Origin of the sequence: Paenibacillus sp. WLX1005 (assembly GCF_046603685.1) — a bacterium.
In the GTDB taxonomy this organism is placed as follows: domain Bacteria; phylum Bacillota; class Bacilli; order Paenibacillales; family Paenibacillaceae; genus Saccharibacillus.
On the sequence record NZ_CP176756.1, the window covers coordinates 316,663 to 331,790 of the forward strand.

Annotated in this window: 13 protein-coding genes; 12 read left to right on the forward strand and 1 reads right to left on the reverse strand. The window is 46.0% G+C overall.

What is annotated here, in order from left to right:
* Positions 1-349 precede the first annotated feature (349 nt).
* Positions 350-1,474: a diguanylate cyclase gene (locus ACE3MZ_RS01340; RefSeq protein ID WP_411344765.1), complete on the reverse strand. Its 1,125-nt coding sequence runs from the start codon at positions 1,472-1,474 to the stop codon at positions 350-352.
* Positions 1,475-1,756: 282 nt separating this feature from the next.
* On the opposite strand from ACE3MZ_RS01340, the gene ACE3MZ_RS01345 reads away from it, so the two are divergent.
* The 12 genes from ACE3MZ_RS01345 (at position 1,757) to ACE3MZ_RS01400 (ending at position 14,987) form a co-directional block, all read left to right on the forward strand.
* Entirely contained in the window at positions 1,757-2,632 is an 876-nt protein-coding gene (locus ACE3MZ_RS01345) for an alpha/beta fold hydrolase (protein ID WP_411344766.1), read from the forward strand.
* Between the two features lie 357 nt (positions 2,633-2,989).
* The gene (locus tag ACE3MZ_RS01350) at positions 2,990-3,190 is read left to right on the forward strand and encodes a cold-shock protein (RefSeq protein WP_017813974.1); all 201 of its coding nucleotides are present in this window, start codon (positions 2,990-2,992) and stop codon (positions 3,188-3,190) included.
* 161 nt (positions 3,191-3,351) lie between these two features.
* On the forward strand, positions 3,352-3,567 hold the full coding sequence (locus ACE3MZ_RS01355; protein ID WP_411344767.1) for a cold-shock protein: 216 nt from the start codon (positions 3,352-3,354) through the stop codon (positions 3,565-3,567).
* Positions 3,568-3,800: 233 nt separating this feature from the next.
* Positions 3,801-4,829, forward strand: a complete 1,029-nt coding sequence (locus ACE3MZ_RS01360; protein WP_411344768.1) for an agmatine deiminase family protein — start codon at positions 3,801-3,803, stop codon at positions 4,827-4,829.
* Between the two features lie 83 nt (positions 4,830-4,912).
* Positions 4,913-5,791 carry an N-carbamoylputrescine amidase gene (aguB, locus tag ACE3MZ_RS01365; protein ID WP_411344769.1) on the forward strand — a complete coding sequence of 293 codons (879 nt, stop codon included), beginning with the start codon at positions 4,913-4,915 and terminating at the stop codon, positions 5,789-5,791.
* Positions 5,792-6,173: 382 nt separating this feature from the next.
* Positions 6,174-7,682, forward strand: coding sequence for a hypothetical protein (locus ACE3MZ_RS01370; protein WP_411344770.1), 1,509 nt, complete (start codon positions 6,174-6,176; stop codon positions 7,680-7,682).
* Positions 7,683-7,949: 267 nt separating this feature from the next.
* Positions 7,950-8,804, forward strand: coding sequence for an aldo/keto reductase (locus ACE3MZ_RS01375; protein ID WP_411344771.1), 855 nt, complete (start codon positions 7,950-7,952; stop codon positions 8,802-8,804).
* Positions 8,805-8,939: 135 nt separating this feature from the next.
* Positions 8,940-9,461, forward strand: a complete 522-nt coding sequence (locus ACE3MZ_RS01380; protein ID WP_411344772.1) for a hypothetical protein — start codon at positions 8,940-8,942, stop codon at positions 9,459-9,461.
* Between the two features lie 21 nt (positions 9,462-9,482).
* A complete protein-coding gene (locus ACE3MZ_RS01385; RefSeq protein WP_411344773.1) occupies positions 9,483-9,947 on the forward strand; it encodes a hypothetical protein in 465 nt (154 codons plus the stop codon).
* Between the two features lie 143 nt (positions 9,948-10,090).
* Positions 10,091-10,306: a hypothetical protein gene (locus ACE3MZ_RS01390; RefSeq protein WP_411344774.1), complete on the forward strand. Its 216-nt coding sequence runs from the start codon at positions 10,091-10,093 to the stop codon at positions 10,304-10,306.
* Positions 10,307-10,739: 433 nt separating this feature from the next.
* Complete coding sequence (locus tag ACE3MZ_RS01395) at positions 10,740-14,204, forward strand: PAS domain S-box protein (protein ID WP_411344775.1); 3,465 nt, start codon at positions 10,740-10,742, stop codon at positions 14,202-14,204.
* Positions 14,205-14,216: 12 nt separating this feature from the next.
* Entirely contained in the window at positions 14,217-14,987 is a 771-nt protein-coding gene (locus ACE3MZ_RS01400; RefSeq protein WP_411344776.1) for an NAD-dependent epimerase/dehydratase family protein, read from the forward strand.
* Positions 14,988-15,128 lie beyond the last annotated feature (141 nt).

The following is a 15,128-nucleotide window of genomic DNA, read 5'->3' on the forward strand; positions in this document are numbered from 1 at the left end:
TAAAAGTGATTACGTAAATCGACTATATACATGGACTACAGCGAATAAAAAATGGACGATATTCAATACAAAAGCTAGTCAACAAAAAACACCCTGCTCTCATGCAAACCGCTCTTAAAACGGTGAGCTGCAAGAAGCAGGGTGTTTTTATGATATCCCAACTACGATAACAAGCTACAATATCGTAGGTATAAGCTGCCAATATGAAGATGAGAGATGATCCACTTCAAGCGTGATCTACACGGAGCAACCAATCACCGTCTATACGGTGCACCATCATACATCTTATCCAAAAGAATTGCCGATGATCACACCTTCCACCAGCAAATGCGAGATTGCCTATCCTGCATCAAGCGATGCTATGAATGCTGCCTGCGGTGACGGTGCGATTTTTGCCGGAGCGTTTTGCCTGATACAGATACTGGTCGACCTGCTCAAACAACTGCTCTTTGCTAAGACCCGGCTCACAGCTATGCAAACCGACACTGACTGTTACCGTCTGGTTGTCCAGTTCCTTCCATTTCAGACCTGCCAGATGACTGCGGATATTCTCAACCAGTTCATATGCTTCATCGAATTGCTTGTCAAAGATAAGCAACGCGAATTCCTCACCGCCATAACGAGCAGCGATATCACTGGACGAAATATACTGCTGAATGACCTGTGCCACGATGCCAAGCACCATATCACCTACTCGGTGTCCATACGTATCATTGATTTGTTTGAAATTATCAATATCCAGCAGTGCCAGATGCAGCGTCACACCCTGACTGGCATAATCGTAGGCGGTCTCATAATAATCTTTGAACGATACCTGATTGTATAGATTGGTCAAGCCGTCGGTTTTGGACATCTTGCTCATAATGGCATTATGGACGATCAATTCTTGCTTGGATTGCATGGTCTGATGCAGATTACTCAAAATCTCACTGCCGCTCGTCACAATAACATGAGCGACAAAGGTGCCTCCCATAATGAAGGCAGGAATAGAAACAACATCAAATGACGTTAAAAAAGTTCGGAAATGGGGATCGGCTAGATACAGAGCTGCAAATGCCACAATCTGAAGAATGGAAGAAATCCACAGCAATCGTCGTTTGAAGAAGATGACTGCCGAGAAGATGGGTATCAGACAGAGGGCGGTAATGATGCGTATGTCGTAGTTGAGATAAATGATCATCCATGTGATAAAGGTACTGGTCAGAAACAGAGCATAGTAGGAGTATGACTGTCTTTTGCGCTGCACCCATTCCGCCCAGAGGATCATAGCCATCATACCAAGCGTCGGTACAATGAGAATGTGAACATAAAAGTGGTACGGAGTCGCCTCATAGTCCAAAAATAAAAAAGAACCCAGTTGGGCAACGAAGTGAATGAAGACGACAAACCAGTATGTACTGAGAAAATTGCGAATCCATTGATGCTGATTAATATGTTCCAGATGTGCAAAGATAGGGTTTGAGGATTTCATCATATCACCCGATTACCTCATTCGATAATTTACATAATCGTATAACTGTTATTATAAAACATACCGATAGCAGAATAGAAGGTAACGATTACCAGAATATACAAAATGAAAGGCTTCTATAGCTGCATTTGCCTAATGTTTTAAAATTTTTGTACAGATCGTGTCATTCCATACATAACGGTAGCTCAGACAGTATAATGAAGTCGTTGTGTAACAGTCTAACCGTTTCAAATGAATAGTGGGTGTTAAATAACCGTTGTATTCCGAAAGGGAGGCGACTATTTTATGCCCACACAAAGTGTAGAGATTGAACATCATACGGTACACGTAAACGGTATTGATTTGCATGTGGCGCAGGCGGGACCGGAAGATGGACCGCTCGTTATTTTGCTGCATGGGTTTCCGGAGTTCTGGCATGGCTGGGTGCATCAGATTCCTGCGCTAACCGATGCAGGTTATCGCGTCTGGGCACCAGATCAGCGTGGATACAATCTAAGTGACAAGCCGGAAGGCATCGATTCCTATCAGCTGGACATTCTGGCGGACGATATTGCCGCGTTAATTCAGTCATCCGGTCGAGAGCAGGTGGATATGGTTGCGCATGACTGGGGAGCTATCGTCCAGTGGCGTTTATCCGAACGATATCCGCAGTTGATTCGTCGACAGGTCATTATGAATGTACCGCATCCGGCGGTGATGATGGACTTCCTAAAAAGCAATCCGAAGCAAATTGCCAAAAGCGCATACGTCTTTTTCTTCCAGACTCCCATCGTACCGGAAAAGGCGATTGCAGCCTCGAACTGGAAGCGTCTCGCGGACATGTTGCAGGAATCGTCCAATGAGGGTGCTTTTACCGATGAAGAGTTGGAGTTATACCGGGAAGCATGGTCACAGCCTGGTGCAGATACTGCCATGCTCAACTGGTATCGCGCATTGATGCAGAAAAAGCCGGATCTATCGAGCGAGGAACTGATTACCGTTCCGACACGTATGATTTGGGGCAGCAAGGATCATGCACTCAGTCGCGAAATGTCTGATCTGAGTATCCGCCGATGCGCGGATGGAGAACTGATTCATCTGGATCACTGTACACATTGGCTGCATCACGAAGATCCGCAGCGAGTGAACATGCTCATTTTGCAACATTTCCAATATGATTAAATCGAAGTGAAATCGAAAATGGATACCGGGATGGCAGAATCTTGCCGATTTCAGGTATCCGTTTTCATGCCTGCTAATTCGCTTAATGTCCGGTGTTGTGCGGTTTTTGGCAGCGTAATAAGAATATAGAGAGCGAACTTAAAATAAAATTACAGAAATTACCTTATAGACGTTGTGTTTATCGGCTAAATGGGTTATAATATGAATATCGAAATCGTGACCTGAACTCACCTATTGTAGAGGGTTATCATATAAGAAATGTAATAACCTTGTACAATATGTGATTTTTCATTTTATCGGATGTTTTTCTCTGAATAAAGAAAGTCATGTAAATTTAATTTTTTGGAGGTACCTCACATGCAAACAGGTACAGTAAAATGGTTCAACGCTGAAAAAGGTTTTGGTTTCATCGAAGTAGAAGGCGGTAACGATGTATTCGTTCACTTCTCCGCGATCCAAGGCGACGGTTTCAAAACTCTTGACGAAGGTCAACGTGTAGAATTCAACGTAGTTGAAGGCAACCGTGGACCACAAGCTGAGAACGTTGTAAAACTGTAATTTCAGCTTGAAAAGCGCCCTTAACGTAAGTTAGGGGCGTCTTTTTTATATTCCGGCAGTGCCGATGGGAAATGGTGTATGTCTCATATGTTGCCGTCCGGTCCGACGACGGACAAGATGGTTATTGAAACAGGAGCAAACAGCTCCGGAAGGAGACCTTCATGTATTATTCGCGTAAAAACCCGATGCAGGAAATTCCAAAGGAAATGACGGACGTATGGGAATGCAGTAAACCAGACTGTAATTCTTGGATGCGGCGTGCATTCGCCCTGGAGGATGAACCGGTGTGCGCAATATGCAAATCGCCTATGGTACACGGGCAAAAAGAATTGCCAGTGCTGGATTATGATGCCAAAGACAAATCGGCGAAAAAATAAGTGCCGACCATATAGCAGCTTCGGCTGCACTACATCGTTCGGATCAGGAATCCAGTATGTCCTGAAACGGGCGATTTTTTTTGCCCTTTTACACAAAATTTACCGAAATCACTTGGTGCAACCGTCCACGTATTGTATGATATAGGTTGTTCCAAACCGTTCTGCTTTGCATGCTGTGTATTGAACAGAAAAAGTGAACGATCCATCCTATATGAATAAGGTGAAGACTACTCATGAAACCCGTTGATTTGCAATATATGATGCCTGCCGAATGGGCGCAGCATGAACGTACAATGTTGTCCTGGCCCGTGCAGGATTCGATGGTATATCCAGACGATTACGCCAATGTGTGCGCAGGCTACCAAGAGCTGGTGAGCGCCATTGCTGAATTTGAGCCAGTGACACTAGTCGTAAACCCGGAAGATTTGGAAAAGGTACAACCGCTGTTTGTCGGACAACAGGTAGACTTCCTGCCACTTGCGCATAACGATGCATGGCTGCGCGATAACGGTCCAACCATCGTAGTGAATGCACAGGGCGAACGCGCTGGTATTAACTGGGGCTTTAACGCTTGGGGCGGCAAATATGAGCCTTGGGATCTGGACGATGCAGTCGCTCCAGCTGTGCTGAAGCATCTGAATCTGCGTCAGTTTGACGCTCCACTCGTACTGGAAGGCGGCTCCATTCATGTGGATGGTGAAGGTACACTACTCACGACCGAAGAATGCCTGCTCAATACGAACCGCAACCCGGAGCTAAGCCGGGAGCAGATTGAGCAGCATGTCAAAGAGTATACCAATGTGCAGCAGATCATCTGGCTGAACCGCGGGCTGGCTGGCGACGAGACAGACGGTCATGTCGACAATGTGGCTTGTTTTGCGGCTCCGGGTAAAGTGATTTTGCAAGTGTGCAACGATCCGTCGGACGATAACTATGCTATTACGCAAGAGAATCTGCGCATTCTTGGTGAAGCAACAGATGCACAGGGGCGCAAGCTGGAAGTAATCCAGATTGAGCAACCACCGCTAGTGATGCACGGTGAACAGCGTCTGACGCTGAGTTATTTGAACTTTTATTTTGTAAATGGCGGTATCATCCTGCCGATCTTCGGTGGCACTGCGGAACAAGCTGACCGTCAGGCAATCGAAGTACTGCAAGCAGCATTCCCGGATCGTCGTATTCGTACGATTAACGGTATGGCTGTCATCAAAGAAGGCGGCAACGTACACTGCACGACCCAACAGATTCCGACCGGACAATAATATACGGTTCCATTGATCAAGACCAAGGATACCGATTAAGATACGTCATTCTATAAGAAGTAACGAAAGGATGATCCACACCGATGAGAAACGTAAAAGTAGCCGCGACGCAGATGAGCTGTTCGTGGGATATCGACGATAATATCCGCAAAGCCGACAAGTTGGTACGGGAAGCTGCCGCAGAAGGCGCACAAATTATTTTGCTGCAAGAGCTGTTTGAAACGCCGTATTTCTGCCAAAAAGAAAAAGCTGAATATTATCAATACGCTACCGAATTGGAGCACAACAAAGCGATCCTTCATTTCCGCCAAGTTGCCAAAGAGCTTCAGGTCGTACTGCCGATCAGCTTTTATGAAAAGAAAAACTATGCTCGTTACAACTCGCTGGCAGTGATTGATGCCGACGGCGAGATTCTGGGCAAATATCGCAAAAGCCATATTCCGGATGGTCCGGGCTACGAGGAGAAATTTTATTTCAATCCGGGTGATACAGGCTTCCAAGTATGGGATACCAAATATGCCAAAATCGGCGTCGGCATCTGCTGGGATCAATGGTATCCAGAAGCTGCACGCTGCATGGCACTGATGGGCGCAGAGCTGCTGTTCTATCCGACAGCAATTGGCTCCGAGCCACAGGATGCAGGTATTGACTCCAAAGATCACTGGCAAGCGTGCATGCTTGGTCATGCTGGTGCGAACCTGATTCCAGTCATCGCATCCAACCGGATTGGCAAAGAAGAAGATGAGGATTCCTCAATCAACTTCTACGGTTCTTCATTTATCGCCGGACCACAAGGCAACAAGATGCAGGAAGCTGACCGCAGCAGTGAAGGCATCCTGACTGCTGAATTCGATCTGGATCAACTGGAAATCCAACGTCTGGAATGGGGCATCTTCCGCGACCGCCGTCCTGATCTGTACCAAATGATCGCGACGTATGATGGAGAGCGCCGTTTCAAGTAAGCTTGTTTTGAAACAACTGTCATAAACAACAAGCAGTATACAATGATCCATATCAAACAGCGACATGGCGCAACGAACGGTAGCATCATATACCGAACGACGCCATGCCGCTGTTTTTTGTATATACAGCTATATCTTGCTTTTGCTCTACATAAAATAGGAGGGAATAACCGATATATTTGATATAGCAACAAAGCAAGCAATATGCCAAGGGATCGTATAGTATAGAAAGAAGGATTAGAAATAAAAAGTAGCAACAACGAAGTGGTACTACAATGAGCATACAAGTATAACGATAAGAGGAACATGATTATGCTGATGCGAAAAGCAAACGTGAGTAGAAAGCAAATAAACCAAGTAGATACAAAAAGGAGACTTGCCTATGCAGCAATGGCTGGAAGTTCAAAGTGCCTCTATACAGACCATGACATCGTTTGTGCAATCGTTTGATGAGTTATCGTTTGTGTTGATTGGGCTACTTGCACTTAGCTTGCTTGCTAGTATTATTTTTCTAACTATTAACATTCGGTCTTATGTACATAACCGGTTCCATCCGGAATCATATGGAAAATACGATATTTTGGAACTATATTTAATCAACAATAGCTGTAAGATGTATCATGAAAGTATTTTGGTTGGGCTGATGTCCCTGTACAATCGCGGACTGTTACGGATGTCCCTTAAATCTACATCTATTATGGAGATGAGAAAGCTTCGATTTACGCTGACCAACTCTTTTGATTATGACGAGTTAAGTGAAGATGAGCAGTATCTGATAGATTGGCTGTTTGACGATCCCAATAACGATGAGTTTCTTCTTGATTCCATTGCTGGACCTTCACCGAGTGAGAAGCGTAATAAATCACGGTTTCCTTTTTATAAAGAGCGGCTGGAAGAACTGAATGAGAACTGGGATGAATGGACAGACCTTGTATATGAGCAGTGGAATGTACAGGCATGGATGTGTAAGTCGAATTCTTTTAAATGGTATATTGTATCGTTTGGGATTTTGTCTTTAATGCTTTTCTTCGCGTTACTTATGAATGAATATGAGTTTATAACAGCTTGCGCTATAATGTGGTACAACATAGTTGTTATTTTTTTATCTCTTACAACTGCTTTCTTGCTGGATTGGAACAGATTCGTTCTGGTAGTTTATGCAGTATTACAATCTGCCTTTTGTTTGTTGTATTTAGGTCTGGATAATCCGAATACAATCCTCACTATTATTCTAATCTTTTGTTTCTCACTACTGGTGTGGTTACTGCCAGAGAATCGCAAAAAACTACAATACAAGCAGACTTTTCGTTTCAGACAATGTTTGATGAACAAAGCATATCAACCTTTCGATGATCCACAGCGTTTGGAATATCTGATTCAAGCAAGCATCATATTGGGATGCAGCCAGCAATTTATGAGCCGACACGAAGATTGGATTCAACAGCAGGCGAAGCAATATCGAGGGGTCCATTCCTTTCTGACATATGCGAAGTTGATGGTTCAGGCGGAACAGGAGCTGTTCGTCTTGTATGATATAGTCGAGAGATATAGGGGCAAACCGCACTCGGTTCTTCATCAGTCGCGTCCGATTAGGTATCAGACTGAGCCTGTTGTGTACGAATCTGATCATTGTTCCGTTACTGTGGAGTGTGAATTTGAAGTTAGCTACGAAACGGAATACGAGATCGAATATGTAGATCATACTAGAAAACATACTGAGAAACGCGACAGTTCTGCACGTCGATCCAAAGATTACCTTAGCAGCGATTCGTACAGCAGCAGTAGCAGCTATAGTAGCGATAGCTCCAGCAGTGACAGTTCGAGTAGCAGTGACTCATCTTGTAGCGACAGTTCTTCGGATAGCTCTAGCAGTTCTAGCTCTAGTGATTGATACATGGATGCTGAACGATTGATCGTCTGCAATATGGATATAGTATAGCGAGACGATGGATATTCGGGGAACTCTTTTTCCAGTGTTTAAGCGATTTTCCAAGACAGATACTTCTTCATTAGAGGTGTCTGTCTTTTTGTTATATCCAGCTATATCGCCACCTAGAACATCCATTCCAACATATTATCTGTTCTCCGCTGCTCCATATCGGTTAATGGGTAAGTAGAGAAACAACGAGATTATGCAACGCTAAGGAGGAACATTACTATGTTAAATCGCAATATTACGTTAAAAGACGGAACTGTCCTTCCTGCGATTGGGCAGGGGACGTGGAATATGGGTGACGATGCTTCGCGCCGCCAAGATGAGATTGAGGCGCTACAGCGTGGATTGGATCTTGGTTTGAGTGTGATTGATACCGCCGAGATGTATGGAGAAGGACGCTCCGAATCGCTCGTTGGTGAAGCGATTCAAGGACGACGGGACGATACATTTCTCGTTTCCAAAGTGTATCCGCACAATGCAGGTGGCGAGCGGCTCATACACAGCTGTGAGCAAAGCTTGAAGCGACTCGGAACAGATTATTTGGATCTGTATTTGCTACATTGGCGTGGGCAGATTCCGCTGCATGAGACGGTGGAAGGCATGGAACGCTTGGTGCGTGATGGCAAAATTCGTCGCTGGGGTGTATCCAATCTGGATGTGGATGATATGAATGCGCTGATCAATCTTCCGGACGGTAGTCATTGTGCCGTCAATCAGGTGCTCTACCATCTCGGTTCACGCGGCATTGAATATGATCTACTATCATGGCAGGCAGAGCACCAGATTCCAGTGATGGCATATTCGCCATTGGCACAAGCTGGCTCGCTACGCCGTGAATTGATGAATCATCCCGTTGTACAGCAAGTGGCGGATGAAGTACATGCTCAGCCATTTCAGGTGATGCTGGCGTGGTGCATTCGGAGCGGTCATGTACTCGCTATTCCCAAGGCATCGTCCGTAGCGCATGTGGAAGATAATGCGGCAGCGGCTGCATTGGAGTTAAATGACGAGCAAGTACAGCGATTGAGCGAGGCATTCCCTGCACCCGATCATAAAGTGCCGCTGGATATTATTTGATCCTTGGCGTACTGATGTTCATGATTCGTATTCTATGTATTCCTTTTCCATCTCGAATGAGAGTGTCTAACACATCATCCTATGAACCGTATCCAGCAAGCGATACAACGAGCGATTCAGAGAGGCGGAACTACCATGCAGCATCATTATCTGTTTATTAGCAGTTGGACGATCGGTGCGCCGCGTGCCCAATTGTGGGATATGGCGAATGAGATTGAATGTATCGATTGCTGGAACAATGTCGTCTTTGACAAAGTAGCGCATGGTGACGGTCCAGACGGCATTGGCGACGTATTCCAATGTACGTTTCAAACGAAAATGCTGTTCCGCCTGTCCATTCGTCTCAAGGTGGTTGATCGTCGCAAGCCGAATCAGTTCACGCTGGAGGTCGAAGGACCGCTTGCTGGTATCGGCACCTGCTACATGGAAGAAACAGAGGACGGGCAATCGACATTGCTGCGCTGTGAGTGGAAGGTGCGGCTGGATCATGGCGGGCTGCGTGCGTTCAATCCAGTACTGCGTCCCGTCTATATCTGGAGTCATGATCGGGTAATGGATGAAGGTGTGCAAGGCGTTGCTGCCAGTCTGGGTGCTACGGTATCGGATCGGCATCATGAAACGAAGGTCTACCGCGCGAATAGCAGACAAACATCCTGACCGATGGAGGATTGAACGAAGATGGGGAACTATCAGTTTACACATAGCTGGCGGCTGCAAACGACATCCCGCAAGGTCTGGGAAATGATTAGTGATTTTGAGAAGATTGACAACTGGGAAGGTGTCACCTTTTGCAAGGTACATCAGTCAGCTCACCCACATGGCATCGGCGATGGCTATCGGATGAATATTCGTACCCGGTTTGGTTATCGGCTGTCCTTTGATTTTATTGTTGTGGAGAAGCGAGAAGGCACGCTGATTCGGTTGGAAGCGTCCGGCGATCTGCATGGGCATGGTATTTTTCGATTAGAGCAAACGGGTGACTGGACGGTGCTGCACTATCATTGGGAGGTACAAACTCGCAAGCCGTGGATGAGAATCTGTGAGCCATGGCTCCGTCCTTTTTTTATCTGGAATCATAATCAGGTGATTTATCGTGGGATTCGCGGATTAAGCCGTCATCTCGGTTCACAGGTGGTGCAATAAATAGCGATAAACGCGGGTGGATCTATCCATTGCCTGTTTATTCCCCGTCCATTGGGGTAAATGTCAGATAGGTAACATTCACTCATTATATACAAGCATGATCTTCTATATGATTTTCACAATATTGAAGGAGGCGTATGATTATGACTGGAAAAAAAGCATTATGGACAACGATTGGATTGGGTGCGGCTTATCTGATGCGTAACAAGGGAGCACGTGACAAAGTGATCAGTCAGGTGCGTAATATCTCCAACTCGCTACGTCAGCGTAGCAATGCAACAACTAGTTCATCTGCACATAGTCCGGCAACAGGTACAACGACTACAGGCACGAATAACATTAGTCCGCCAGCACAATAAGGCAGACTTTAATCGCAACGGAAGCATTACAGGATAGGCATATAGCCGATCTGGATCTTTATAAGACATCGATTATGCATAGCCGCGTAATCGATGTTTTTTTATGGAAAGAAATGAATGCAATCGTATGATAAATTTGTCGGTATTCGGTGATTATACGATGTGTAATATGGTGAAATAACGAGCAGCCCATACATATGTATATTTTATTCTATATAGAAATGTCGCTATTCGGTTGTCTGTTTAAAGGGTAATTTGCAGTATATCATTCTTTTTATAAGAAAGCCGACGATGTGTTGTGCATATACGGGAATAAACGATTGTTATACACGATATGTATTCATGAAGATAACGATTTTCTATTGGAACATAAGCGATTAAGATGTATAGATGTAGATAAATGGCAAGTGGTGGTATTTGGGAGGGGAGCAACATGATTAACCAATCAGGGCATGATCCAATGCTATATGAGCATATGTACCGGACCGCTTCCATCGGCATGGCGGTGATTATACCGCAGGAAGAGACGTGGAGCAGCGTCAATCCTGCATTGTGTCAGCTGCTAGGCTATGATGAGTCCCAACTGCTGCAATCTGGAGAGCAGCAGTTGGTTGCTATAGACAGCGTATCCGGTGACTCCTATATGACAATCGCAGAGGAGACACGTCATGTACAAAGTGATATGTACTGTACGGAACGGCAATTTCGCCATGTGCAGGGACATGTGCTTCGCATCGGAATCGAAGTATCGGTTGTACGTGATTCGAATGGAGAAGAAACCGCGTACATTGCCCAATTTCATGAATTAAAAGCATTACAGGAGCAGGTGCGCATGTCGGCGTCGGATCGGGAGATTTACCGACTGATTACCGAAAATGCCAAAGACCTAGTGTCGTACAGCAGTCCCGAAGGCATGCTGCGGTATGTATCCGATTCCTTTTATACCGTACTTGGATACAGACCGGAGGAGATGGTCGGGCAAAATCGGATGCAATTTTATCATCCAGACGATGCTGGTCATATGATCGCTAGCGGACAGGCATATTTGGATCAAGGCACGGTAACGCGTCGATTGAAGCACAAAAACGGACATTTTCTCTGGTTTGAGATTTCCTTTCAGGTTGTACGAGATGAAGATGGGCACATTATGCAGATTCTGGGCATCGGTCGCAATGTGAATGACCGCAAAAAGTACGAAGACAGTCTGCATGAAGCCCAGCGAATTGCCCGTATCGCTTCATGGGATTGGGATTTAATCGCTGGAACATTGAGTGCCAGTCAGGAGGCACAGGAACTATTTCCTTATATGTTCACGAGTCACAATAATGCTGCCAATCGTGTATACGAACTGGTGCATCCGTCAGATCGTGAGCAGCTAATGAATGCGCTGCGTCATTCTATCTCAACCCGTCATGCAGGCGAAGGGATCTATCGCATTGTATTACCGGATGAGACGACGCGATATTTACAATCCCACTGGAATGTTGATACCGATCATGAAGGACGTGCGATCCAGATTATCGGGATGACGCAGGATATTACGTCGCGTATTCAGATGGAAGAGCGGCTCAAGGAAAGCGAGAGGCAGTATCGCCTGATTTCGGAGCAATCACTCGACTTCATTAGTCAATTGTCGGTAGAGGATGGGATCTATCTGTATTGTTCGCCAGCTTGTTATACCATTCTCGGTTACGCTCGCGAAGAACTGACAGGAATGCCGATTCAGGACTATGTGCATCCAGATGACTGGTCAGCGGTGCAACGTTATATGACGATCTATGCAGCGGAGGAACAACCGAAACCGGTTACGTATCGCCATCGTCACAAGTCTGGCGGATACGTGTGGTTAGAAGCATCCGGTCGTTTTATTGAAAATGAAGATGGACAAGTACAGCAGCTACTCAGCATTGCACGTGACATTCAGGAGCGCCGACATGCTTCGCAACTCATTCAGGAGAGCGAGCAGCGGTATCGTTCTCTGTTTGACTATAATCCAGCAAGTGTATTCTCGTTCGATACACAGGGACGGTATACAACGATCAATGCAGAGATGGAAAATTTGGTCGGTCGTACTGAAGACGAGTTAATCGGTCGATCGTTTGAATGCTTTGTTGCACCGGAAAATGTCTATGACACGGTGGAGCATTTTGAACGAGCGCTGCAAGGAGAACCGCAATCGTATGAATCACAGGTTGTCGTCAAAAATGGCGAAAATCGCTTCGTTAACGTCGTCAATTTACCGATTGTCGTCGATGATCAGATTGTCGGTGTGTACGGCATTGCAACCGATATTACGGAAATGAAGCGGCATCTGGAGCAGATTGAGAAGCTCAGTAACGAATATACGCTTATTTTGAATTCTGTATCCGAAGGTATCTTCGGTCTGGATAATGAAGGCTATACGACGTTTATTAATCCGGCGGCAACACGAATGTTAGGCTTCAGCACGTATGAGCTGGCAGGTAAACCGTTACTGGAGATGTTCCAGTTAACACATGCGGACGGCACTAGCTATTTGCCACAGGATCATCCGATTGAACAGGCGCTGCGAGAAGGTCATTCGTATGAAGAACAGGAAGCCGTATTTTTGCGCAAAGATGGCACTAGTGTCCTTGTTTCCTACCGCATTACGCCCATCTGGGATCGTGGTCAGCGGAAAGGGGCAGTTGTCGTATTTAACGATATTACGAACGAAAAGCAGATCATCCGCGCCAAGGAAATGGCGGAGCGCGCAGACCGTGCCAAGTCTGAGTTCTTAGCGATTATGAGTCATGAGATTCGTACGCCGATGAATGGCATTATCGGTATGACCGGGTTGCTGGCGGATACGGATCTGGATGAGGAGCAACGTAGTTATATCGATATTGTGCGCGATAGCAGTGACGCATTGCTGCATATTTTGAATGAGATTCTGGATTTTAGCCGGATCGAAGCAGGCAAAATGATGCTGGATCACGCACCGATTCATCTGGGTTCACTGCTGGATAGCGTGTTCGACCTGTTCGCTGCGCGAGCGGCAGAAAAAGGAATTGAGCTGACGTATCAAACTGCTGAGCAGGTGCCTACGACGATTATTGGAGACGCTTCACGGCTGCGGCAAGTGCTGGTCAATCTGATCAGCAATGCAATCAAATTTACGGATAGCGGCAGTGTCGCGCTGTCGGTACGACAGCTGGAGCAGCGATCCAGTGAATGTGTGCTTGAATTTGAAGTGAGCGATACCGGGATTGGTATTTCTAGCGACAAACAGAATCTGCTGTTCCAATCGTTCTCTCAGCTGCATCCATCCATTAACCGCAAATATGGCGGAACCGGATTAGGGCTGGCGATTTGTAAAAAGCTGATTGAGCTGATGGGTGGTTCGATCAGCGTAGATAGCGAAGAAGGGCGCGGAGCTACATTCCGCTTTATCCTGCCAGCGCAATATTTGCCGGAGGAGTATACAGTGGCGCCACTTCCAGAGGAGAATGATGGCGAGATCAGACATGAGGAACACGCAAACGGGAAATATGGACCGCTGCGTATTCTGATTGCCGAAGATCATCCAGTGAATCAGAAATTACTGCGTGAGATGCTGCGCAAGTATGGGTATAAGCCGGATATAGCCTATAACGGACATGAAGCTGTTGTAGCGGCACTCACGCGTCCGTATGATCTGATCTTTATGGATGTTCAGATGCCTGAATTGGATGGTATTGAAGCAACGCGGGAGATCCGAAGTCGTTTACGGCAACATGAACAACCAATTATCGTAGCAGCTACCGCATTTGCCCGCAATGCCGATAAGGAAATGTGTCTGAACGCAGGTATGCAAGACTTTATTAGTAAGCCGCTTCGATTGCAGGAAGTAGAACGTGTATTAAAGGAATGTGCTGTCCATCTTCACCAGCTTGAATAGAGGAGGAGTAGGATGAAACGCAAACTACTAATCACAGGTGCAAGTGGCGTTATCGGTAGTGTGCTGTATGCCGGATTGCGGCAAGTATACGATGTCGTAGCGACTGACGTTGAAGCCGATGAACAAGCAGGTATTCAGCAGCTCGATATTACGAATGCACAGCAAGTAGATCAGATCATGCCGGGGATCGATACGATTCTCCACATTGCTTGGAAAAAGGACGAAGACGACTTTCTCGGCGTGGCGCTGCCGGTTAACGTAGGCGGAGCTTATCATCTGTATGAGGCGGCAAGACAGCATCATGTAAGACGTGTGATCTTCGCCAGCTCCAATCATGCGACCGGATTTTATCAGGTGGGTGAAGAGGTGGATGTGCATGATCCATACCGCCCCGACAGCATTTACGGGTTAAGCAAATGTTATATCGAATTGCTCGGACGGTGGTATGCGGATCGGTACGGTTTGTCTTCCTTTAATGTGCGGATTGGTAATTTCCCGGGTGATGATCGTCCGCATTCCGAGCGTTCTATGCATATCTGGATCTCGGAACGCGATATGATCCAGCTGATGCAGCGTTGTATTGAAGCAGAGGATGACTGCAAATATATGAATCTGTACGGCACTTCCGCCAATACAGACAATTATTACGATATCGCTTATTTGGAACAGGCGATTGGCTACAAACCGCAAGACAATGCCGCTGATATTCTGGCAGCCGAACATCGTCAGCGTGATGACTTGAAGCAGGATGAGACGATCTATCAAGGCGGACAACAGCCATAATCCCTTTTAAAAAAAAGAAACAGCCTGTCATACCCTGCTACCATGCAGCGTATGACAGGCTTTCTTTGTATCGAACAATCCAACGAAGGATTGAACGAAAGATCGAACGAGAAATCGTTGGCTAGAGCTATCTAATGAGAG

What these genes read in the sequence shown, in the direction of transcription:
- ACE3MZ_RS01350 (WP_017813974.1), top strand. Translation starts at nt 2,990, where the DNA reads ATGCAAACAGGTACAGTAAAATGGTTCAACGCTGAAAAAGGTTTTGGT.
- ACE3MZ_RS01385 (WP_411344773.1), top strand. Translation starts at nt 9,483, where the DNA reads ATGGGGAACTATCAGTTTACACATAGCTGGCGGCTGCAAACGACATCC.
- ACE3MZ_RS01380 (WP_411344772.1), top strand. Translation starts at nt 8,940, where the DNA reads ATGCAGCATCATTATCTGTTTATTAGCAGTTGGACGATCGGTGCGCCG.
- ACE3MZ_RS01360 (WP_411344768.1), top strand. Translation starts at nt 3,801, where the DNA reads ATGAAACCCGTTGATTTGCAATATATGATGCCTGCCGAATGGGCGCAG.
- ACE3MZ_RS01355 (WP_411344767.1), top strand. Translation starts at nt 3,352, where the DNA reads ATGTATTATTCGCGTAAAAACCCGATGCAGGAAATTCCAAAGGAAATG.
- ACE3MZ_RS01375 (WP_411344771.1), top strand. Translation starts at nt 7,950, where the DNA reads ATGTTAAATCGCAATATTACGTTAAAAGACGGAACTGTCCTTCCTGCG.
- ACE3MZ_RS01340 (WP_411344765.1), bottom strand. Translation starts at nt 1,474, where the DNA reads ATGATGAAATCCTCAAACCCTATCTTTGCACATCTGGAACATATTAAT.
- ACE3MZ_RS01390 (WP_411344774.1), top strand. Translation starts at nt 10,091, where the DNA reads ATGACTGGAAAAAAAGCATTATGGACAACGATTGGATTGGGTGCGGCT.
- aguB (WP_411344769.1), top strand. Translation starts at nt 4,913, where the DNA reads ATGAGAAACGTAAAAGTAGCCGCGACGCAGATGAGCTGTTCGTGGGAT.
- ACE3MZ_RS01370 (WP_411344770.1), top strand. Translation starts at nt 6,174, where the DNA reads ATGCAGCAATGGCTGGAAGTTCAAAGTGCCTCTATACAGACCATGACA.
- ACE3MZ_RS01395 (WP_411344775.1), top strand. Translation starts at nt 10,740, where the DNA reads ATGATTAACCAATCAGGGCATGATCCAATGCTATATGAGCATATGTAC.
- ACE3MZ_RS01400 (WP_411344776.1), top strand. Translation starts at nt 14,217, where the DNA reads ATGAAACGCAAACTACTAATCACAGGTGCAAGTGGCGTTATCGGTAGT.
- ACE3MZ_RS01345 (WP_411344766.1), top strand. Translation starts at nt 1,757, where the DNA reads ATGCCCACACAAAGTGTAGAGATTGAACATCATACGGTACACGTAAAC.